Source organism: Stenotrophomonas sp. GL_101 (genome assembly GCF_057835675.1).
In genome coordinates this window covers 2,649,721-2,669,842 of record NZ_CM174432.1, presented here as the reverse complement: position 1 = coordinate 2,669,842, position 20,122 = coordinate 2,649,721, and the positions used below count along the sequence as shown (strand labels likewise).

General features: G+C 67.0%; 21 protein-coding genes and 8 tRNA genes. 12 read left to right on the top strand and 17 right to left on the bottom strand.

The annotated features are described in order from the left end of the window. Positions 1-43: 43 nt before the first annotated feature. Positions 44-460 carry a GNAT family N-acetyltransferase gene (locus tag AC3IR9_RS11760; RefSeq protein WP_489290933.1) on the top strand — a complete coding sequence of 139 codons (417 nt, stop codon included), beginning with the start codon at positions 44-46 and terminating at the stop codon, positions 458-460. A 540-nt stretch (positions 461-1,000) separates the two neighbouring features. On the opposite strand, the gene AC3IR9_RS11755 is transcribed toward AC3IR9_RS11760, so the two are convergent. The 10 genes from AC3IR9_RS11755 to AC3IR9_RS11710 all read right to left on the bottom strand — a co-directional run bounded on the left by AC3IR9_RS11755 (position 1,001) and on the right by AC3IR9_RS11710 (position 5,045). Then, positions 1,001-1,076 (bottom strand) — tRNA-Glu (locus tag AC3IR9_RS11755). 50 nt (positions 1,077-1,126) lie between these two features. Beyond that, positions 1,127-1,202, bottom strand: a tRNA-Ala gene (locus AC3IR9_RS11750). 98 nt (positions 1,203-1,300) lie between these two features. Further along, positions 1,301-1,376 (bottom strand) — tRNA-Glu (locus AC3IR9_RS11745). Between the two features lie 51 nt (positions 1,377-1,427). Next, positions 1,428-1,503: transfer RNA gene (locus tag AC3IR9_RS11740), tRNA-Ala, on the bottom strand. Positions 1,504-1,626: 123 nt separating this feature from the next. Next, positions 1,627-1,702 (bottom strand) — tRNA-Glu (locus tag AC3IR9_RS11735). A 52-nt stretch (positions 1,703-1,754) separates the two neighbouring features. Beyond that, positions 1,755-1,830 (bottom strand) — tRNA-Ala (locus tag AC3IR9_RS11730). A 147-nt stretch (positions 1,831-1,977) separates the two neighbouring features. Next, positions 1,978-2,053, bottom strand: a tRNA-Glu gene (locus tag AC3IR9_RS11725). Between the two features lie 51 nt (positions 2,054-2,104). After that, a tRNA-Ala gene (locus AC3IR9_RS11720) sits at positions 2,105-2,180 on the bottom strand. A 103-nt stretch (positions 2,181-2,283) separates the two neighbouring features. Next, positions 2,284-4,650, bottom strand: coding sequence for a heavy metal translocating P-type ATPase (locus AC3IR9_RS11715; protein WP_489290932.1), 2,367 nt, complete (start codon positions 4,648-4,650; stop codon positions 2,284-2,286). Continuing rightward, positions 4,647-5,045, bottom strand: coding sequence for a heavy metal-responsive transcriptional regulator (locus tag AC3IR9_RS11710; protein WP_489290931.1), 399 nt, complete (start codon positions 5,043-5,045; stop codon positions 4,647-4,649). The genes AC3IR9_RS11715 and AC3IR9_RS11710 overlap by 4 nt, the downstream gene beginning before the upstream one ends. A gap of 222 nt (positions 5,046-5,267) precedes the next feature. Here AC3IR9_RS11710 and AC3IR9_RS11705 point away from each other — a divergent pair, with 222 nt between their 5' ends. The 6 genes from AC3IR9_RS11705 (at position 5,268) to map (ending at position 9,842) form a co-directional block, all read left to right on the top strand. Further along, positions 5,268-6,332: a GlxA family transcriptional regulator gene (locus AC3IR9_RS11705; RefSeq protein WP_489290930.1), complete on the top strand. Its 1,065-nt coding sequence runs from the start codon at positions 5,268-5,270 to the stop codon at positions 6,330-6,332. Positions 6,333-6,505: 173 nt separating this feature from the next. After that, positions 6,506-7,309 (top strand): TlpA family protein disulfide reductase, encoded by an 804-nt coding sequence (locus tag AC3IR9_RS11700; RefSeq protein ID WP_489290929.1) that lies wholly within the window; start codon positions 6,506-6,508, stop codon positions 7,307-7,309. A gap of 39 nt (positions 7,310-7,348) precedes the next feature. Continuing rightward, the gene (dsbG, locus tag AC3IR9_RS11695; RefSeq protein WP_489290928.1) at positions 7,349-8,167 is read left to right on the top strand and encodes a thiol:disulfide interchange protein DsbG; all 819 of its coding nucleotides are present in this window, start codon (positions 7,349-7,351) and stop codon (positions 8,165-8,167) included. Between the two features lie 186 nt (positions 8,168-8,353). After that, positions 8,354-8,797: a RidA family protein gene (locus AC3IR9_RS11690; RefSeq protein WP_489290927.1), complete on the top strand. Its 444-nt coding sequence runs from the start codon at positions 8,354-8,356 to the stop codon at positions 8,795-8,797. 65 nt (positions 8,798-8,862) lie between these two features. After that, a complete protein-coding gene (locus AC3IR9_RS11685) occupies positions 8,863-9,078 on the top strand; it encodes a ParD-like family protein (protein WP_489290926.1) in 216 nt (71 codons plus the stop codon). Then, on the top strand, positions 9,075-9,842 hold the full coding sequence (map, locus tag AC3IR9_RS11680) for a type I methionyl aminopeptidase (protein ID WP_489290925.1): 768 nt from the start codon (positions 9,075-9,077) through the stop codon (positions 9,840-9,842). The genes AC3IR9_RS11685 and map overlap by 4 nt, the downstream gene beginning before the upstream one ends. 23 nt (positions 9,843-9,865) lie before the next feature. On the opposite strand, the gene AC3IR9_RS11675 is transcribed toward map, so the two are convergent. Next, positions 9,866-10,645: a LytR/AlgR family response regulator transcription factor gene (locus AC3IR9_RS11675; protein WP_489290924.1), complete on the bottom strand. Its 780-nt coding sequence runs from the start codon at positions 10,643-10,645 to the stop codon at positions 9,866-9,868. Further along, the gene (locus AC3IR9_RS11670) at positions 10,642-11,766 is read right to left on the bottom strand and encodes a sensor histidine kinase (protein ID WP_489290923.1); all 1,125 of its coding nucleotides are present in this window, start codon (positions 11,764-11,766) and stop codon (positions 10,642-10,644) included. The genes AC3IR9_RS11675 and AC3IR9_RS11670 overlap by 4 nt, the downstream gene beginning before the upstream one ends. Before the next feature lie 187 nt (positions 11,767-11,953). Between AC3IR9_RS11670 and AC3IR9_RS11665 the strand changes: the two genes are divergently transcribed. Both AC3IR9_RS11665 and AC3IR9_RS11660 read left to right on the top strand, forming a co-directional pair. After that, on the top strand, positions 11,954-12,331 hold the full coding sequence (locus AC3IR9_RS11665; RefSeq protein WP_489290922.1) for a hypothetical protein: 378 nt from the start codon (positions 11,954-11,956) through the stop codon (positions 12,329-12,331). Between the two features lie 96 nt (positions 12,332-12,427). Next, entirely contained in the window at positions 12,428-12,733 is a 306-nt protein-coding gene (locus AC3IR9_RS11660; protein ID WP_489290921.1) for a hypothetical protein, read from the top strand. 21 nt (positions 12,734-12,754) lie between these two features. Here AC3IR9_RS11660 and AC3IR9_RS11655 read toward each other — a convergent pair whose 3' ends face one another. Further along, positions 12,755-13,672 carry a LysR family transcriptional regulator gene (locus AC3IR9_RS11655; RefSeq protein WP_489290920.1) on the bottom strand — a complete coding sequence of 306 codons (918 nt, stop codon included), beginning with the start codon at positions 13,670-13,672 and terminating at the stop codon, positions 12,755-12,757. Between the two features lie 130 nt (positions 13,673-13,802). Here AC3IR9_RS11655 and AC3IR9_RS11650 point away from each other — a divergent pair, with 130 nt between their 5' ends. Beyond that, the gene (locus tag AC3IR9_RS11650; RefSeq protein ID WP_489290919.1) at positions 13,803-14,213 is read left to right on the top strand and encodes a RidA family protein; all 411 of its coding nucleotides are present in this window, start codon (positions 13,803-13,805) and stop codon (positions 14,211-14,213) included. On the opposite strand, the gene AC3IR9_RS11645 is transcribed toward AC3IR9_RS11650, so the two are convergent. Genes AC3IR9_RS11645 through AC3IR9_RS11635 form a run of 3 tightly spaced genes read right to left on the bottom strand, consistent with a single transcriptional unit; the run spans position 14,167 to position 16,449 of the window. Then, positions 14,167-15,714 carry a TerC family protein gene (locus AC3IR9_RS11645; protein WP_489290918.1) on the bottom strand — a complete coding sequence of 516 codons (1,548 nt, stop codon included), beginning with the start codon at positions 15,712-15,714 and terminating at the stop codon, positions 14,167-14,169. The two genes, AC3IR9_RS11650 and AC3IR9_RS11645, sit on opposite strands and share 47 nt — an antisense overlap. A 38-nt stretch (positions 15,715-15,752) precedes the next feature. Continuing rightward, positions 15,753-15,983: a helix-turn-helix domain-containing protein gene (locus tag AC3IR9_RS11640; RefSeq protein ID WP_489290917.1), complete on the bottom strand. Its 231-nt coding sequence runs from the start codon at positions 15,981-15,983 to the stop codon at positions 15,753-15,755. A gap of 1 nt (position 15,984) precedes the next feature. Then, positions 15,985-16,449, bottom strand: a complete 465-nt coding sequence (locus AC3IR9_RS11635) for a DUF2975 domain-containing protein (RefSeq protein ID WP_489295803.1) — start codon at positions 16,447-16,449, stop codon at positions 15,985-15,987. 226 nt (positions 16,450-16,675) lie between these two features. On the opposite strand from AC3IR9_RS11635, the gene AC3IR9_RS11630 reads away from it, so the two are divergent. Next, positions 16,676-18,862 (top strand): translocation/assembly module TamB domain-containing protein, encoded by a 2,187-nt coding sequence (locus AC3IR9_RS11630; RefSeq protein ID WP_489290916.1) that lies wholly within the window; start codon positions 16,676-16,678, stop codon positions 18,860-18,862. A 16-nt stretch (positions 18,863-18,878) separates the two neighbouring features. Here AC3IR9_RS11630 and AC3IR9_RS11625 read toward each other — a convergent pair whose 3' ends face one another. Next, entirely contained in the window at positions 18,879-19,100 is a 222-nt protein-coding gene (locus tag AC3IR9_RS11625; RefSeq protein ID WP_489290915.1) for a hypothetical protein, read from the bottom strand. 99 nt (positions 19,101-19,199) lie between these two features. On the opposite strand from AC3IR9_RS11625, the gene AC3IR9_RS11620 reads away from it, so the two are divergent. Next, a complete protein-coding gene (locus tag AC3IR9_RS11620; protein ID WP_489290914.1) occupies positions 19,200-20,111 on the top strand; it encodes a LysR substrate-binding domain-containing protein in 912 nt (303 codons plus the stop codon). The last annotated feature ends 11 nt before the right edge of the window (positions 20,112-20,122 follow it).

The window sequence follows — 20,122 nt, the reverse complement described above, 5'->3', positions numbered from 1 at the left end:
GACAACGCGCGACCCTCTGTCTTCTTTCTCCTGGAATCGTCGCATGTCCCTGCCTGCTGGCCTGCAGTGCCTTCCCCATCCGCCCGGCGTGGCCGAGTACCGCGAACTGCGGGTGCTCGCCGGGCTTAGCGGCAAATCGTTGGAAGCCGCCACGCGCGGACTGCCCAATACGGTATTCGGGGTGAGCATCCGCGAGGGCGGCCGCCTGCTGGCGATGGGCCGGATCATTGGCGACGGCGGCTGCTTCCTGCAGATCGTGGACATTGCCGTGGTGCCCGACCGACAAGGCCAGGGGCTGGGCAAGGCGGTAATGCAGCAGCTGGACACCTGGCTGCAGGCGCATGCGGCAGGCGCGTATGTAAGCCTGATTGCCGATGGCCAGGCGCACCGGCTGTATGCACAGTTCGGTTTCACCGAAACCGCGCCCCGGTCGGTAGGCATGGCCAAGGTCGTGGGTTGAATGGCCAGCGGCCGGCGACCCAAACAAAAAGGTTCTTCCCCATCTGCGGGGAGCGTCTTGTTGCAAGGGCCGTCGCAGAGTGAGCACGACGCTACGCCGCAGGCCAGGTGTGCAGGCGCCATTTGGATTGACTGGCGTCTCCGATCGGGCCGGTCGCGAGCGTGAGGGCCCCGTAGCAGCCGGTAAGCCCCTGGCGCAAATGTCCCCCGGCCGCGGGCGGCCTCCTCCTTGATTTTGCCCAGGGGCCTACCGGCTGCTACGGGGCTCGGCTTGCGGTGGGCAGGTGGACGCCACGCTTTTTTGACGGTGGTCGTTGGGTCGGGCGTTGGGGCCTCATGCCCTTGGAGGCGAAATAAAGGGGGAGGGGGCGGCCGCAGGCCGACGCCGGAGGACATTCGCCGGAAAGGGCATGGGGGCCCAGCGCCCGACCCAACGACGGCTGCGCCTGGTAAGCGTCAAGGCACGTTTCTGTTTGCCCCGCAGATGGCCGGCGACCCAAACAAAAAGCCCCGACCGAGGTCAGGGCTTTCTGCGTTTGATTGGCGTCCCCACGGGGATTCGAACCCCGGTCGCCACCGTGAAAGGGTGATGTCCTAGGCCTCTAGACGATGGGGACGCACGTAAACTTGAATTTTGCTTCTATCGGACGGCCTATGTCCGGAGAAGTGGTGGAGCCAGGCGGGATCGAACCGCCGACCTCCTGCATGCCATGCAGGCGCTCTCCCAGCTGAGCTATGGCCCCACGTTGGTGCTGCGAGCCGCCTATCATAGCGATGTTTTGCCGGGATGGGAAGCTGTTTGCAACAAACCCCGACCGGAGCCGGGTGTCCTGCATTTGATTGGCGTCCCCACGGGGATTCGAACCCCGGTCGCCACCGTGAAAGGGTGATGTCCTAGGCCTCTAGACGATGGGGACGCACGTAAAACCTGAATTTTGCTTCTATCGGACGGCCTGTGTCCGGAGAAGTGGTGGAGCCAGGCGGGATCGAACCGCCGACCTCCTGCATGCCATGCAGGCGCTCTCCCAGCTGAGCTATGGCCCCACGTTGTTACCGCGAGCCGCCTAGTATATCTGCCTGTTCACGTTTGTGGAAGCTCCACATGTGCACCTGCAGGAGGCGGTGACAAAAAGACCCGGCGAGCCGGGCCTTGATGGTGTTGATGAGTGGCGTCCCCACGGGGATTCGAACCCCGGTCGCCACCGTGAAAGGGTGATGTCCTAGGCCTCTAGACGATGGGGACGCATGAAACTCATCAATGTTTCCAACGCACCCGCACGGCCTAAGGTGCGGAGTGGTGGAGCCAGGCGGGATCGAACCGCCGACCTCCTGCATGCCATGCAGGCGCTCTCCCAGCTGAGCTATGGCCCCACGATGCTGGAGGCGAAATTCTACGCGGCTGCGCCGCATTCGCCAAGTCTTTTGTGTGACATGGCGATGAATATTTTTTCGCGCAGGCACCGCGGCGCGCGCAAACAAAAAGCCCCGACCGAAGTCAGGGCTTGATGCGTTTTCAATTGGCGTCCCCACGGGGATTCGAACCCCGGTCGCCACCGTGAAAGGGTGATGTCCTAGGCCTCTAGACGATGGGGACGCACGAAACTTCAGATTTTTTCACTGCACTTCAATCGGCCTATGATTGAAGTGGTGGAGCCAGGCGGGATCGAACCGCCGACCTCCTGCATGCCATGCAGGCGCTCTCCCAGCTGAGCTATGGCCCCACGTCGTGAGGAGCGGAATCATAGCGACGGTGTTTTGGATTGGCAAGAAAAAACTGCTGCGCCGTCGTCGTCCATTGCATGGGCCGGATGTACCACCGCCGCCTCATGCGCCAGGCAGGCGTTGATGGCGCAATCGCAGTGCGTTGCTGATCACCGAGACCGAACTGAGGCTCATCGCCACTGCGGCGAGCATCGGCGACAGCGTGATGCCCAACGGGTACAGCACGCCGGCTGCGACGGGAATGCCCAGGCCGTTGTAAAGGAAGGCAAAGCCCAGGTTCTGGCGCATGTTGCGCACGCTTGCCGTGGACAGCTGGCGGGCGCGCAGGATGCCGCGCAGATCGCCCTTGACCAGGGTCACCTGTGCGGTGGACATCGCCACATCGGTGCCGTTGCCCATCGCGATGCCGACCGTGGCGGTCGCCAACGCCGGTGCATCGTTGATGCCGTCGCCGGCCATCGCCACCTTGCGTCCCTGCGCCTGCAGCGTGCCGATCAGCTCGGCTTTGTCGGCAGGGCGCATTTCGCCATGCACCTCGTCCAGCCCGAGTTCGCGCGCGACGGCCTCGGCGGTGGCGATGCCATCACCAGTGGCCATGACGATGCGCAGGCCGTCGCGGTGCAACTGCGCGATGGCATCGGCAGCAGACGGCTTGATCGGGTCGGCCACCGCGAGCAGGCCGGCCAGCTGTCCATCGGCGGCCAGGTACATCACGCTGGCGGCGGCGCGGCGCAGGGTGTCGGCAGCGGCGTCCAGCGGTGCTGGATCAATGCCGTGTTCGTGCATCAGCGCGGCATTGCCCAGCAGCAGGTCCTTGCCCTGGACCGTGCCGCGCACGCCCATGCCGGTCAACGAGTCGAACTCCTCCACCGGCGACAGTGCACGACCGCGCTGTCGCGCTTGGGCGACGATCGCTTCGGCCAGCGGATGTTCGCTGCCCTGGTCCAGGCTGGCGGCCCAGTGCAGGACATCGTCGGCGGCGAACGGGGCCACGGCCTGCACCTCGCGGAAGCGTGGGCGGCCTTCGGTCAGCGTGCCGGTCTTGTCCACCACCAGCGTGTCGATCTGGCGCAGTGCTTCAATCGCTTCGGCATCGCGGAAGAGCACGCCGTGCTGCGCGGCGCGGCCGGTCGCCACCATGATCGACATCGGCGTGGCCAAGCCCAGCGCACACGGGCAGGCGATGATCAGCACCGCTACCGCGCTGAGCACGCCGTGGGTCCAGGACGGCTCGGGCCCGAACAGGCCCCAGCCGAAGAAGGTCAGCACCGCAGCCAGCAACACCGCCAGCACGAACCAGTAGGCGACCGTGTCGGCCATGCGCTGCATCGGTGCACGCGAGCGCTGTGCCTGTGCCACCAGCTGCACGATCTGCGCCAGCACGCTGTCATCGCCGAGCCGATCGGCGCGGATCACCAGGCTGCCCGTGCTGTTGAGCGTGGCGCCGATCACGGTGTCGCCGGCCTGCTTGATTACCGGTACGGGCTCGCCGGTCAGCATCGATTCGTCGATCGACGATCGGCCTTCCAGCACGGTGCCATCGACCGGTACTTTCTCACCCGGGCGCACGCGCACGCGGTCGCCAGGCTGCAACCGGGCGATATCCACGTCTTCCTCCCGGCCATCGTCGCGCAGCACGCGCGCGGTCTTCGGTGCCAGTCCCAGCAGCGCCTTGATCGCCGCGGACGTCTTGGCGCGGGCGCGCAGTTCCATCAACTGGCCCAGCAGGGTCAGCGAGATGATCACCGCGGCCGCTTCAAAGTAGACACCGACATGGCCATGCTGGCGGAACGAGGCGGGGAACAGGTCCGGTGCAACGGTGGCGACCACGCTGTAGCCATAGGCGGCCAACACACCGGTACCGATCAGCGTCCACATGTTCGGGCTGCGGTTTGCAATCGACTGTGCCCACCGCTGCAGGAACGGCCAGCCGGCCCACAGCACCACCGGTGTTGCCAGGGCCAGTTCGATCCACACGCGCAGGTCCGGTGACAGGCCGTGCAGCAGCGGCGTCATCGCCAGCATCGCCAGTCCCATGGTGGCCACGCTCAGCGGCAGGCTCCACCAGAACCGGCGGCGGAAATCAGCCAGTTCGGGATGCTCGGTCTCCTCCAGGCTCGGCATCATCGGTTCCAGCGCCATGCCGCAGATCGGGCAGGTGCCGGGCCCTTCCTGGACGATTTCCGGGTCCATCGGGCAGGTGTACAACGTGCCGGCGGCAACCGGCTCGGCAGGGTGCGGGGACGGGTCGAGGTAGCGCGGCGGGTCGGCGATGAATTTCTGCCGGCAACCGCTGCTGCAGAAGTGGTACGCGCTGCCGTCATGCCGTGCGTGGTGGGTGCTGGCGGCCGGGTCGACGTCCATGCCGCAGACCGGGTCTTTCACCGTGGCAGCGTCGGCCGGCGGCTTGCTGCCGCAGCAGCTGCCGCCCTTGCCGCGGTCGTGGGAAGCGCCATGGCCGGTGGTCATTGGTGGGACTCGGTCAATGCGGCCAGGATCGGGCAGTGCTCCAGCCCGCCATGGCCGGGGCAGGCATCCACCAGGCGTTTGAGGGCCAGGTGCATGCGCTGCAGTTCGGCGATGCGCTGCTCGATATCGGCCAGTTTGTGCACGGCGCTGTCGCGTACCGGCAGCATGTCCTCGCCGCGCTGGTCGCTGAGGCGAAGCAGGTCGGCGATTTCATCGAGGGTGAAACCCAGTGCCTTGGCGCGGCGGATGAAACGCAGCCGGATCAGGTGGTCCTGGTCGAACACCCGATAGCCCCCGGCACTGCGCTGCGCCGTCGGTAGCAGGCGTTGGCGCTCGTAGTAGCGCACGGTGTCGATGGGCACGCCGGCTTCGCGTGCAAGCTGTCCTATGTTCATGGCCACCTCGTTGAAGCGTTGGACGCAAGGGTAAACCCTGGAGTCTGGTCAAGAGTCAAGGGTTGCTGACGCCGCGCCGGCCGCGTGTCGCGAGTGGGCCGAAAAATACAACTAGTTTCATAGCCCTCACTGAAATGGCTCCGTACGCTCGTTCGGTGTCCGGTGAAACCCTTGCTCTACCAAGGTTTTACCGATCGAAGCTGGTGTACTAGGAGCTTGGCCATGGATCTACCCCTCTCCCCCCTGACCGCTGCGCAGAAGTCCGCTTCGTCCTCGTTGATGGAGGTTGCCGTGCTTGAGTATCCCGGCAGCCTGCGCGCGGCGGCGCCGGTACTGTCCGAACTGGCCCAGCGATGCAACCGCAGTGCGGCGGCCGGCAAACGACAGGGCGGCCGCATGCTGGTCACGCGCTGGACGCTGTCAGCGCGCGGCATGCAGCGGGTGGCCGGGGTTGAACTGTTCGGTTCTGCGCCACCGGCCATCGTGGTGGTGCCTGGCAACGAGCCCAGCTGGCCGTTGGGGCCGGTGGATGAACGTGTGCTGGGCTGGCTGCGCGAGTGCCACGAGCGTGGCAGCGTGTTGGCCGGCTGCGAGGAAGGCGCGCTGGTAATGGCGGCTAGCGGCGTGCTGGCCGGACGCACGGTGAGCCTGCCCGCCCTGGACCGCTGCCCCTCGCTGGCGTCGATGGTGCCCAGCTGGAACCGGGGCGAGCGCGCGCTGGTGGATGATGGCGACCTGCTCAGCGCCTCCGGGCCGGATGCCTGGAAGTACCTGAGCCTGCGGCTGCTGGCGAGGGTGTACGGGCACAGCGTGATGGCGGCAACGATCCAGCAGCTGCAGTTGACGCTGCCGCGCGCGGTACAGGAAGACCTGGAACGTTTCAGCCCCAACTTCGCCCACGGCGACCGCGGCATCCTCAAGGCGCAGCGTTGGCTGCACGCCATCGCCGCACGCGGGGTAAGCCTGCAGGACATCTGTGAGTCGTCGGGGCTGGAGCCGCGCACGTTGCAGCGGCGCTTCCTCAAGGCAACCGGGCTGCGCCCCATCGAGTACTGCCAGCGGCTGCGAATCGCCAAGGCGCAGATGATGCTGCAGGCCGGTGGGCTCATCGATGAAGTGGCCTGGACAGTGGGTTACTCCGACCAGAGCGCGTTCCGACGGCTGTTCCTGCGCATCGTCGGTACCACGCCGGCGCGCTATCGCCGGCAGATACTCTCCCAGCGTCGCGAACGCACGCGGCAACCGCTGGTGCGGGCAACGGCCGAACCCCTGCGCGATGCCGCCTAGGCGCGCGGGCTTGCACAATCACGGCTGAATTGAACGGCAGGCGCGCCCAGGCAACCTGCCGTTCGTGCATGTACGGTGGTTGTTTTCCCCGGGGACCTCCCCGGCCGGGGCCCCGCAACGTGGGTCGATGATGCTGCGACACATCGCGTGCGTGGTGCAGTGGAGAGCAATGGATGATCAGTAGCGTTGGCCCAGTACCGCTGGGCGTGGTGTGGGTGTTGCTGGGTGGGTTGCTGGCGACCGGCGTGGCACGTTGGCTGCGTCCCCCGCTGGAAGAGGGTGCACTGAAGCCCGGTTCGCTGTTGCTGGACATGCTGCTGTTGGGCCTGGTCGGCGGCCGGCTGGGGTTTGCCGCCCTGCATTGGCGCGATTACCTGGCCGACCCGTGGGGGCTGCTGCGGGTCGGCGATGGCGGTTTCCTGCCGTGGCTGGCACTGCTGGTGGGCGCGGCCTGGGGCCTGTGGCGGCTGCGTCGTTGGCCGGCGCTGCGGCGCCCGGTATGGGCGGGGGCGCTGGCCGGGGTGCTGTGCTGGTTGGGTTTGAGCCTGGGCATGGTACAGCTGCAACAGGCCCGCATCGCGGTGCCGGCGGTGACGCTGCAGACGTTGCAGGGGCAGCCGGTGGCGTTGTCCGACAGCGGCGGCAAGCCGATGGTGGTCAATCTGTGGGCCAGCTGGTGCGGCCCCTGCCGGCGCGAAATGCCGATGTTCTCCGCCGCGCAGCAACGCGCGCCGCAGGTGCACTTCGCCTTCGTCAACCAAGGCGAGAGCGTCGAAGAGGTGCAGCAGTTCATTGCCAGCGAACGTCTGTCGCTGCAGCATGTGCTGCTGGATCCTGACAGCCTCACCTCCACGCAGCTGCAGGTGCGGGCCTATCCGACTACCCTGTTCTTCGATTCCAAGGGCCGGCTGCAGGGGCTGCACATGGGGGAACTCAGTGCACCGGCCCTGCAGGCCCGGCTTGACCAGCTGCGCTGAACGCGCAGCCCTTTCCGCTTGCTGTTACCAGGAGTTGCCATGTTGTTGAAATCCTCGTCCGTGTTGGGCTCCGTGCTTGCCACTGCACTGTTGCTGGTCCTTGCCGGCTGCAGCCAGGCGCAGCCGCCGAAGGCGCCCGCTGCCGCCGCGGCCAAGGCCGGTGAAACGCCTGCCGTGCTCAAGGGCATCGAAAAGCACGGCTTTGAAGTGCTGGGCGAGTTCGACGCACCGGGTGGGCTGCGCGGCTTCGCCGGCGTGGTCGGCGGCCAGCAACCGGCGGCGGCCTATGTCACCCCCGACGGGAAGCACGTGGTGGTGGGCAGCCTGTTCGACGAGAAGGGCGAGGACGTGGGCGCGGCGCCGCTGGAAAAGCTGGTGGCCAAGCCGATGTCCGAGCGCACCTGGAAGAAGCTGGAGGCCAGTACCTGGGTAGGCGATGGCCGCGCCGATGCGCCGCGCGTGGTCTATACCTTCAGTGATGCCAACTGCCCGTACTGCCATCGCTTCTGGGAAGCGGCACGCCCGTGGGTGGACAGCGGCAAGGTGCAACTGCGCCACATCATGGTGGGCGTGATCCGCGAGGACAGCCCGGCCAAGGCTGCGGCGATCCTGACCTCGCCCAATCCCAGCGCGGCGCTGCTGGAGAACGAGCACAACTTCGACAAGGGCGGGATCAAGCCGGCCGCCAAGCTCAGCCCGGACATTGCCAACAAGCTCAATGCGCACCAGGAGCTGATGATCGAGATGGGCTTCCAGGGTACCCCCGGCATCCTGTTCAAGGACGACAAGGGCGTGGTCGAGCGTCGTTCGGGCATGCCGCAGGGCGCCGATCTTGAGAAGGTGATGGGACCGCGCTGAGCGCGCGCCCGCCGCTTTGCCGCGCACCGGTGCAATGCCGGTGCGCGGCTGTCGCGCCTGGAGCTGGGCGGGCAGGGCACACATCGATCGTGCCCGGTTGCGCACTGCTGTGTTGCGCCCCGATGCGTTGACCTCAACCAGGGTTGAGGAAGGAGACTGCGCACTTTCCCCACGGATACCTGCGCCATGTTGAGCGATACGCCTGTTGCCCGCCCCGGCCTGTTCGGTTTCATCAATCCCTCGGGTCTGTACGACCCCAGCGCCAACGGCTATTCGCACGTGGCGGTGGTGCGCCTGCCGGCGCGGGTGATCCATGTCGCCGGGCAGGGCGGTGAGACCGCCGATGGGGCGTTGTCGCCGCGCTTCGACGTGCAGGTCCGGCAGGCGCTGGACAACTTGAGCCTGGCGCTGGCCTCGGCCGGGGCCAGCCTCGCCGATGTGGCCCGCTTGACCGTCCTGGTAGTGGACCACGATGAAGACCGGCTCGGAATCCTGTCCGAGCAGATCGGCCGGCGCTGGCCGCTGGGACGGGCGCCGACCTGCACCTTGATCCCCGTGCCGCGGCTGGCCCTGGACGGGATGCTGTTCGAGATCGAGGCGACGGCCTACCATGACGACCGCGCCGACTGAGGTCGGCGGGTGGCTTGGAATGTATGGATCATATATGATTCGTATATATTCACTCAGGGCTACCCATGGGCATCGTCAACATCGACGACGAACTGCACGACAACCTGCGCCGTGCCAGCGGCGTCTCGGGGCGTTCGATCAACGCGCAGGCCGGCTTCTGGATCCGGATCGGGATGCTGTGCGAAATGAACCCGACGATGACCTACCAGGAGATCGTCAACCGTGAGCTGCGCGCCGCCGGGGTCGACCCGGGGGCATTGCGGGTGGCGGCGCAGGCGTGATCAAGCTGCCCGGGGAACAACAGTTGATGCGGCAGTCCGGACGCCTGCTGGCGTCGGTGTTCGAGGCGCTGGACCGGCTGACGCTGGAAGGCATGAGCACGCTGCAGGTCAACGACTGGGTGGAACGCTTCATCGTCGATACGCTGCAGGCGCGTCCGGCCAGCAAGGGCCAGTACGGCTTTGAATTCGTGCTCAATACCTCGATCGACACCGTGGTCTGCCATGGAGTGCCCGCAGCGGAGGACGTGCTGCGCAGCGGCAGCATCGTCAACCTCGACATCACGCTGGAAAAGGACGGTTTCATCGCCGATTCCAGCAAGACCTACCTGATCGGCGAGGTGGACTATGCCGCCCGGCGGCTGGTGCGGGTAACCGGCGAGGCGATGTGGAAAGGGATTGCGGCGGTGCGCCCGGGCGCGACGCTGGGCGACATCGGGTTTGCCATCCAGCAGCATGCCAAGGCGCATGGCTACAGCGTGGTCAGGGAGTTCTGCGGGCACGGCATCGGCCGGGAAATGCATGAGGAACCGCAGGTGCTGCACTACGGCAAGCGTGGCACCGGGCTGGAGCTGGCCGAAGGCATGACCTTCACCATCGAGCCGATGATCAACCAGGGCCGCGCGGCCATTGACCACAGTGACGATGGCTGGACGGTCACCACGCGCGACGGCAAGCTGTCGGCGCAGAGCGAGCACACCGTGCTGGTGACGGCCGATGGCGTTGAAGTATTGACGTTGCGGGCCGATGAGCGTTTGCCGGGCTGATCCGGCGCGGCAGCGCCGTCTTCTCAGCCCTCGCGACGGGTGGACACCAGTTTCAGGAACGCCTCGTTCTGGTAACGACTCATCCGCAGCTGCTGGCCATTGTCCATCGTCACCACATGGTGGCCGTTGAACCATGGGTGGATCGCCTTGACCCGGCGCACGTTGACGATCGCCGAGCGATGCACGCGCGAAAAATGCCGGGGGTCCAGTCGCGCGGCCAGGCTGGTCATGGTGTCGCGCAGCTCGTGCACGCGATCGGCAAGGTGGATCTCCACGACATTGCGCGCGGACTTGATCCAGATGATGTCGTCCACCGCGACCAGCACGACGTGTTCGTCCACCCGTATCGGGATGCGCTGCAGGTAGTCGTCGCGCTGGCGCAGTGCATCGAGGGCCTGCAGGATCTGCGTGGAGGCTTGCGCGCCCACGCCGCTCACCGCCGACAGGCGCGCCTTGGCACGCTGCAGGGTGCTGGCAAAACGTTCGCGGCTGAAGGGCTTGACCAGGTAATCGACCGCGTTCGCTTCAAAGGCCTTCACCGCATACTGTTCGTAGGCGGTGACAAAGACCGTGGCGGGCATGCGTTCGGCGCCGATGGTGGCGATGACGTCCATGCCGTTGATCGCCGGCATCTGGATGTCCAGGAACACCAGGTCCGGCGACTGGTTGCGGATGGCGGCCACCGCCGAGACGCCATCGCCGCACTCGCCGATGATCTCGATATCGGCATCGTCGCGCAGCAGGCGCACGATGGCATGGCGCGCGATCGGCTCGTCGTCGACCACCAGTGCGGTCAGGGTCATGCCGGCGAAATGCCCGGGGTGAATTCCGGCGCCTCGTCGGCGCCCTCCAGTTCACGGAACGGTACGCGGATACGGCAGGCCACGCCCTCGGGCCAGATCATGTCCAGCCGCACCTCACCGGCATCACCGTACAACTCCTTCAGGCGCAGGCGGGTGTTGGACATGCCGATGCCGTGCCCGGCCGATGCGGGCGGATCGTTGCTCAAGGTGCTGTTGCGGTTGCGCACCTCGATGCACAGCGCATCGCCCTCGCGGCGGGTTTCGATCTCGATGGTATCGCTGCCCACGCGCTGGCCGATGCCATGGCGCAGCGCATTTTCCACCAGTGGCTGCAGGATCAGGCTGGGCACCGCGCAGTCCAGCGTGTCCGGTGCGATGTAGGTGCGGGTGGTCAGCCGGTCCTTGAAGCGGACGCGCTGGATGCCCAGGTACAGCTCGATCAGGTCCAGCTCCTGGCGCAGGCTGATCTCCTGCCCGTCGTAGTCTTCCAGGAAGGCGCGCAGCAGTTCGCTCAGGCGCAGCAGCATGTCTTCGGCCGACAGCGTGTCTTCGTCGAGCAGGGTAATGATCGCGTGCAGGGTGTTGAACAGGAAATGCGGCTGCAGCTGCGACTTCAGCGCGACCAGGCGTGATTGCGCCAACTCGGTGGCCAGCTGGCTGGCCTCCAGTTCACGCTGGGCTTTTTCAGCATGGAAGTGCAGCGCCTGCTGGATGGCAAACAGTGCCCAGTAGGTGAGCAGGCCGATGGCGAAGTGCTGGATCAGGAAGTACCACAGCTGCTCGCCGAAACCGCTGGGCTCGAACAGGGTGGACACCAGCGCGCCGATTACCATCGCGGCGAACGTCACGCACAGGCTGGCCAGCACCTGCGCGCCCAGCCCGTGGAAGCGCTGGTCGCCGCGCACGGGGTAGCGTTCGGCGAGACGGAAGACGGTGGGTGCCAGCGCCGCCCACGTGTACCACTGGATCAGCGACCAGCGGGTCAGGTCCCACAGTGGCCAGTCGCTGCCAGGAAGGCCCCTGTTGAAAGAGTTCTGGATGGCGAACACCATGGCCACCAGCGTCCACAGGGCGATGTAGCGCGACAGGCGGATACGGGTGCTGCCAAGGCGGATGTGCATTGCGGGAATCCTGGGCCACGAGGGTGCGGCCAGGCTCATCTTAGGCGCGCGATGACGGGCCGGGAAGCGTCATGAAGGCCGGCTACGATTGGGCCGCGCGTGGCGACGATTGGTCCCGGATCGGTTGGCGGCAGTGGCCCGCGGCGCGCCTGATGCGGGTGTCAACCACCGCCAGGGATATACCGCGATGAACCTGATTCGCCCGCTACTGTTTGCTTCGCTGTTCTTCGCCACTTGCACCCATGCCGGGGAGGCGCGCTATCTGGGCCTGCTCAACCGGGCCAACGATACGCTGGTGGCGCTGGAGGTGGCACCGGCCGGGAGCGAGGCCTTCGTTGCGCGGCCGATCGATGCGCTGGCCGACGGCGGCAGCAGCACGACCGTTCGACTGGGCGCGCAGGGCTGCCGCTTCGACCTGCGCCTGCAGTTCCGCAACGGTCGCCACGTGGTGTATCGCGATGTGGATGTGTGCAAGGGCGATACGCTGGCGATTGCGCCGTTGCCGCGTGAGCGCGATCACGCGCCCGTCGCCCTGCAGCCTGCCGGCGCCGGGCGCGCCCGCTAGCGTCGGCGTCGCGTGGCGGCAATGCCGTATCATCGACGCTGCGCCACCCACAGTGGCGCTGTCATCGATGCTCGGGGGAGCCGCATGGAAGAACTGATGGGCCGACTGCTGCTGCTGGCGGGCATGATGGTGATCGCCTGCCTGCCGCTCAATGTGGCGATGCTGGGCCTGCTGCGCCGCGATCATCCGCAGCGGTTCACTGCGTTGGGCGCGCCACGCACGTTCGGCCTGGGCGGGCGGCACCATGGCAACGCCCAGTACCTGCGGTTCCTGTTCCTGCGCGACCATCGGCAGTTGGGCGATGTGCGGATTTCGCGGTTGGCCGACCTCCAGCTCGGCCTGATGGCAGGGAGTGTAGCCACTGCCGCGCTGCTGCTATGGGTGCTGTCGGGCCGACCGTAGCACGGCATTGGAGAACACCGCTCAGCGCAGGTGGGCCGCGTCCAGCGTCGTCCCCAGCGTCATCACCCAGTCGATGAACACCCGCAGCTTGGCGCTCACATGCCGGTTGGGGGGGAACACCACGTGCAATGGCATCGGCGCCAGCTGCCACTCGGGGAACAACCGCACCAGTTCGCCGTTGGCCAGGTGCGCGGCGGCCATGTAGTCGGGCAGCCACAGCGCCCCCAGCCCGGCCACGCCGGCGGCCAGGTAGGCATTGCCATCATCCACCGCCAGCAGGTGGTGGCCCTGTACCGTCACCTGTTCCTCGCCGCGGCGCATCGCATACGGCAGCACTTTGCCACTGCGCGAGCGCAGGTAGCCCACTACCCGCTGCGGTGCTGCTTCCAGTGCCTTGGGATGCGCCGGGTGGCCGGCCTGCTGCAGATAGGCCGGGGCGGCGTAGATGCCGGCCGGCAGGTCGCCCAGGTGGCGTGCGGCCAGCGACAGGTCGGTGAGCTCGCCGCCGCGGATCACGCAGTCCACGTTTTCATCGATCAGGTCGACATGCCGGTCGCTGACGCCCAGGTCCAGCTGGATCTCCGGATAGCGGGCCAGGAAGCCGGGCAGGGCCGGAACCAGCACCAGCCGCGCGAATGGCGCCGGTACATCCACCCGCAGGCGACCGCGCGGTGCGGCCAGCGCGCTGGACAGACTGGTTTCGGCATCGTCGATGTCGGCCAGCAGGCGCACCACGCGCTGGTAGTAGGCCGCGCCGTCGGCAGTCACGTTGACTTGCCGCGTGGTGCGGTTGAGCAGGCGTACGCGCAGCCGCGCTTCCAGCTGCTGCACCAGCTGGGTCACGGTGGTCCTGCTCATGTGCAGGGTCTGCGCCGCCTGGGTGAAGCTGCCGGTCTCCACCACCCGGGCGAAGGCCTGCATCGCATCGAACCGGTCCATCTGCGCTCCCGCCGGGAATTGTTTGGATTCTACAAACAGTGATGGTCAGTGTTGGGCGTTTATCAAGGGGCCGCGGGCGCCTACCGTGACGGCATCGCAATGTACGGGCCGATCGGCCCAGGAGAAAACGATGGCAACCCGCGACGTGGTATTCCCGCCGGGCCGGCAGGCCCTGTATGAACGCAACCGCTACTCCCCGGCGGTGCGCGCCAATGGCTTCCTGTTCGTGTCCGGGCAGGTCGGCAGCCGCGAGGATGGGTCGCCCGAGCCGGTGCTGGAGGACCAGGTCCGGCGCGCGTTCGACAACCTCAACGCGGTCCTCGCCGCGGCCGGCTGTACGTTCGACGATGTGGTGGATGTAACGGTGTTCCTGGTCGACCCCGAAGCGATCTTCGAGCGGGTCTGGACGATCGTGCCGGAATTCTGGGGACAGGCACCGTACCCGACCTTGACCGGTATCGGGGTGACCTGGCTGTACGGCTTCGACGTGGAGATCAAGGTGATCGCGAGGTTGCCAGACGCTGGATCAGCACTCGGATGACCCGGCGTCGGTCCATGGCCTGCACGTCCAGTTGGTAGCCTTCGTACTGGATCGCATCGCCCTCCACCGGCAGGCGGTCCAACTGCTGCAGCAGCAGGCCGGCCAGGGTCTGGTAGCGCCGATGGCGCGGGAAGACGATGTCGGCCCGGCGCTGCAGATCGTCCAGGGTCAGTGCACCGTCGGCTTCCCAGCGGTCTTCGCCCAACGGCTGGATGCCATAGCGGTCATCCTGGGTATCGGCCAGGTCGCCGGCGATCGCGGCGAGCAGGTCATTGGCGGTGACCAGGCCTTCCACGCTGCCGTATTCGTCCACCGCGACGGCCAACGGCACCGGATGCAGGCGGATCACTTCCAGTGCCTGCAGCACGCTGGCACTGGAGATCACGTAGGCCGGTTCACGCAGGTTCTCGCGCAGCTGCAGCGCTTTGCCCTGCAGCATGTCGGCAAGCAGGTCGCGGCTCTGCACGATGCCCTGCACCTGGTCCAGGTCGCCATCGGCCACCAGCATGCGCGTATGCGGTGAGGTTGCCAGGCGTTGCCTGGCATGGGCGTCGCCGCGGCTCAGGTCTATCCACTCCAGGTCGGCGCGCACCGTCATCACGCTGGACACCGGGCGCTCGGCCAGGCCGAGCACGCTGCGGATCATGTCCTTCTCGGCCGGCTCCAGGCGTTCTTCGGCCGGGTCGCCGTCATCGCCGTGGTCGGTCTCATCATCCCGCCGGGTACCCGCGCCGAGCAGGCGCAGCACCGCGTCGGCGGTGCGCTGGCGGAACGGCAGGCGCTGCTGGTCGCGCTCGCGGTTGAAGCGGACCCACTGGTTGAACGCTTCGACCAGGATCGAGAATGCAATGGCCGCGTACAGATAGCCCTTGGGGATCTTGAAGCCCAGGCCTTCGGCCACCAGGCTGAAACCGATCATCAACAGGAACCCCAGGCAAAGCACCACCACCGTGGGATGCCGGTTGACGAAACGGGTCAGCGGCTTGCTGGCCAGCATCATCACCGCCATGGCGATGGTGACGGCGGCATACATCACGCCCAGCTCGTCGACCATGCCGACCGCGGTGATCACCGAATCCAGCGAGAACACCGCGTCCAGCACCACGATCTGCGCCACCACCGTGGCAAAGCCGGCATAGACCCTGCTCCGGCCCTCGTCGTGCCCGCTGCCTTCCAGCCGCTCGTGCAGCTCCATGGTGGCCTTGAACAGCAGGAACAGGCCGCCGCCAAGCAGGATCAGGTCGCGTCCGGAGAACGGGTGGCCGAGCACGTTCAGCAGTGGCTCGGTCAGTTTCATGATCCACGCCAGCGCGGCCAACAGCACCAGTCGCATCAGCAGCGCCAGCCCCAGCCCGATCAGGCGGGCACGGTCGCGCTGGTGCGGGGGCAGCTTGTCGGCCAGGATCGCGATGAACACCAGGTTGTCGATGCCCAGCACGATCTCCAGCACCACCAGTGTTGCAAGCCCCATCCAGATCGAGGGGTCAGACAGCCATTCCATCGTTGCTCACAGTTGTTTGAAAGAGGGGGGCGACGCACTCACTGCAGTGCGTCGGTGCTGGCCGCGTGCGGATCACGGCCCAGCAGGTCGCCGGGCTGGCAGTCCAGCTCACGGCAGATGGCGTCCAGCGTTGAAAAACGGATCGCGCGGGCCTTGCCGGTTTTGAGGATGGACAGGTTGGCCAGGGTGATGTCGATGCGCGTCGCCAGCTCGGACAAGGTCATGCCACGCTTGAGCAGCATCTGGTCCAGGGTGATGACGATGGCCATCTCAGACCAGGCCTTCCAGGTCGTCGCGCATCGCCGCGCCTACGGCAAACACCCGGGCCATCACAAACAGCATCAGCACGGCGATCAAGCCGGTGATCGACATGCCACCGCCCACTTCCATCCACGCAAACCCCGGGCCCATCCAGCTGGCATGCAGGCCAATGCCGATCGACAGCGTCTCCATGCCCAGCATCAGCCACGCCATCCGGCGCAGGCGCAGGGCATGCCCATGGGCGAAAATGTGGCCGCCGTGCACGGCCCGTACGAAGCGCTCCAGGTGGCGCAGGAACACCAGCCCGGTGGCCAGCAGCGCGACGATGGCGGCCAGGCCCAGGCCAAAATGCGCGAACAGATTGGCCTGGTCTGCCTCGGGGGCAGTGCGGCCGGCCGCGCGCAGCAGCCAGCTGCGGTCGAAATACACCACCGGCAGGGCGCACAGCGCGGCGAGAATACCCAGCCAGCACAGCGCCATGACCGCGCGCAGGGCGCCGCGGGTAAATGGGATGATATCGCCCGACGTCGACGGTCGGCCGTTGTTTCCTGCCACGGTGCCTCCAGCAAGCGACGGTCGGGGTGACTGTCGCGTTTATTGATAAACGATAATACGGGACGTTGTCCAGCGCCGTCTTCACGCGCCTCCGCCGACGCTTTGCCGATAGTCCGGGTGTCCTTTCGCTTCCGTTCCCCTGCACATGCCCTTGATTCCCGAGCGCGTTCGGCGCTGGCCCCGACCATGGCGCCTGACGCTGCTCACCCTGCTGGCGCTGTACGCGCTGTACGCGCTGTACCTGCTGGCCGGCAACGTGTTCCTCAACACCCCGTTGTTCGACGCGGTAACCAATCGCACGCCGGAAAAGTTCAGCATGCAGACCGGCCCGGCGCTGACCCTGGTGCCCGGGCACGCGGTGGTGTGGAACCTCCGCATGCGCGGGCAGGCCAACCATACGGTGTACGTGTTCGGCGCAGACCGGGCCAGCGCCTGGATCTCGCTGCCGGCACTGCTGCGGCGCGAGGTGCGCCTTCCGCGCATCAACGCCAGCGGGGTGGAAGCGGATATCCAGCGCGTGGAGAACGCCATTACGCCGCCGCCCAAGGGGGATCGTGGCTGGACCCTGCGCTTTGATGCCATCCACAGCGACAGCATCCGCAGCGGGCGCTTCGGCAAATTGCTGATCCTCGGCAGGGGGCACGCTACGGTCGGCTTCCTCAAGCAGCTGAAGGGGGGGGCGGCCGAGCTGTTCGATTCAACGGCCGGATTCGAGCAGGCCGTCGTGAGCCTGGACGGTGTGCAGGTACTGGACGATGCGCACATCGCCGCGCGCTTCCATTTTCCGCGTCACTACCGCGACCAGGCACCGGGCCTGCGCAAGTTCGAGATCACCTGGGCGCAGCTGCAGATCGACGCGCGCAGCCAGGGCGTGCGCATCGATACCGGCGGCGCGCACGTCAAGGTGGGCAGCGTGCCCTCCAACGCGCGGCTCAATGCGGATGTGGTCATCGACAGGGGCGTGCTGCAGCCCGGCAGCCGGGTGGTGTGGCGGGTACCGGTACACGCCGGCGTGCATGCCGACGATCGCGGCCTGATGGCCCTGCAGTTGGACGTGGCGCGGGACATCCGGGTGCAGGCACGGTTGCCGCGCGACCTGGAGACCGGCAGTGAGCTGCATGCCGACCTGACCGTGAGCGGGCGCCGCATTCCGTTCCGTGCACCGGCCGAGCTGCTGCCGCGGTTGTCCGGGCAGGTGCGCGGTGCATGGCGGTTTGAATCCCTGAACTGGATCGCCGACCTGTTCGTGCGCAAGCCGTGGTTCCATCTGGACGGTGGCGGCCTGCTGCAGGGTGACCTGCGCGTGGCCGATGGCCAGTTGGCCGCGGGCAGCACGTTGGATATTCCGAAGGTGGCCGCGGTGGCCGAGGTGGCCGGCGTGCGCCTGCGCGGCGAGGCGAACGCGCACGGTCGCATCGTCGCCGGCGAACCGGCCCAGGCCCAGCTGGACGTGACCATTCCGCAGTTCCGCGCGGCACCCGTCGCAGCGGCCGATGCGGTGTTGTTCGATGGCCGTGCGATGGCATTGACCCTGCGCGGCGATGCACGCCTGCAACAACTGCAGGACAGCATGCGCGCGCGGCTGCGCTTCAACGATGCGCGGGTACCGGACCTGCGGGCCTATAACCGTTACCTGGGCAACGACAACGTTCGCCTGCTCGGCGGAACCGGCCTGCTCAGTGGCGAGGTGGAACTGGATGCCACCGGCCGGGTCGGCAACGGCCGTGCGGATCTGCGCGGGCGCGGTGCACAGCTGCAGGTGGCCGGGGTGGCGATGCGTGGCGATGCGCGGCTCAAGGCCCGCGTGCAGCGGGCGGATTTCGACGCCCGGCAGTTCGACCTGGGAGGCACCCGCGTGGACCTGCGCAACATCGCTGTCGGCGACCAGGACAGTGACGGACGCTGGTGGGGCACGGTGTCCATTCCACGCGGCCATATCGACGCAGCCGCGCCGTTCGAGGTCACCGGGCTGGCGCAGCTGCGCCTGCGTGATGCCGGGCCGTTGCTGGGCCTGTTCGCCGAGCGCAGCGCCTACCCGCGGTGGGTGCTGGGCCTGCTCGATGCTGGCGAGGTGCAGGCCAGCGGGCAGTTGCGCTGGCGCAATGGACAGCTGCGGGTGGACGACCTGCACGCCGAGAATGCGCGGCTTTCCATGCGCGCAAGGCTGGATCTTGCGCATGCACAGCGCCGCGGCGATCTCTATCTGCGCTGGGGCGTACTGGGCGCAGGCGTCCAGCTGGACGGCGACCAGCGCACATGGCACCTGGCCGGCGCGCGCGAGTGGTACGACCAGCAACCGCGGTTGCTGCCGGCGCAGACGGCGGCACCCTAGCGGGCAGGCTGCTGTTTCACTGGGTGCAGGCGCGCGGGTTGGCCGGACAGGTGCCACGCTCGTTTGCCCTGCCGTGTCCCGCACGGGCGACGGGCGCGGGCTCGCCGGACGGCGACGCGTCCGGTGACGACGGCAGCGCCTCCCCGGCATCCACTTCCGGCACCCCGGCAAGCTGCCGCGCCAGCGTTGCATCGCTGATATGGCCGTGCAGGAACAATAGACCGCTGTAGATATTCATCGTCGACCCTCCACTTGAGTGGAGTTGACGATAGGTGCAGGATGGGAAACGAAAAAGCGACATTCTCACAACCCTGTCTTGAGTGAAATTCAAGTTGTCATGTCCCGGATGCCCTTGCAGGCCCTGCAGAACTTCGTCATCGCCGCGCGCCTTGGCAACCTGACCCGGGCTGCCGAAACACTGAATGTGACCGTCAGTGCGCTCAGCCACCAGATGCGCCTGCTGGAGCAACGCCTGGGCTACCCGCTGCTGCTGCGGCAGGCCCGCGGGGTGCGGTTGACCGCCGAGGGGCAGCGCCTGCTCGACCAGGTCGGGCCGCACCTGGACGCGATCGGGCAGGCCTTCCAGCCCTTCGCTGCACGCCATGACCGGGTGCTGACCGTGAGCGCGCTGCCGTCGATGGCGTCCAACTGGCTGGTGCCACGGCTGGGCTCCTTCGTGGCCGCGCATCCGCAGATCGAACTCAGCCTGGAATCCAGCGAGCGCCTGACCGATTTCGAACGCCAGTTGCAGGTCGATGCCGCACTTCGGGTCGGTGCGGGGCAATGGACGGGCCTGCAGGCCGAGCCGTTGTTCGATGAGTGGCTGGTACCGATGGCCAGCCCGTCGCTGGTGGCACGCATGGGCGGAGTGGCGGCATGTCCGCTGGCGCAATGGCCGCTGCTGGGCGACCCGGATGGCGAATGGTTGCGTTGGTTCGCACAGGTGGGGGGCACGCCGCCCAACCGCTACGTGGCCATGCTCAGCGACTCCGAATCGCACCATCGCGCCGCGCTGGATGGGGTCGGTGTCGCCCTGGGGCGGGTGACGCGTGCGCGCCTGCTGCTCGACTCCGGACAACTGGTTGCGCTGTCCCCGCACCGGCTCAAGACACGCTGGTCGCACTGGCTGGTCTATCCGCCGCGCTCGGCGACCCACCAGGGCTTCCTGGCCTTTCGTGCGTGGCTGCATGTGCAGGCCGACGAGCATGCACGGCATATGCAGGTACTGATGCGCCCACCGGCGCTCTGAGCCCGCCGCCC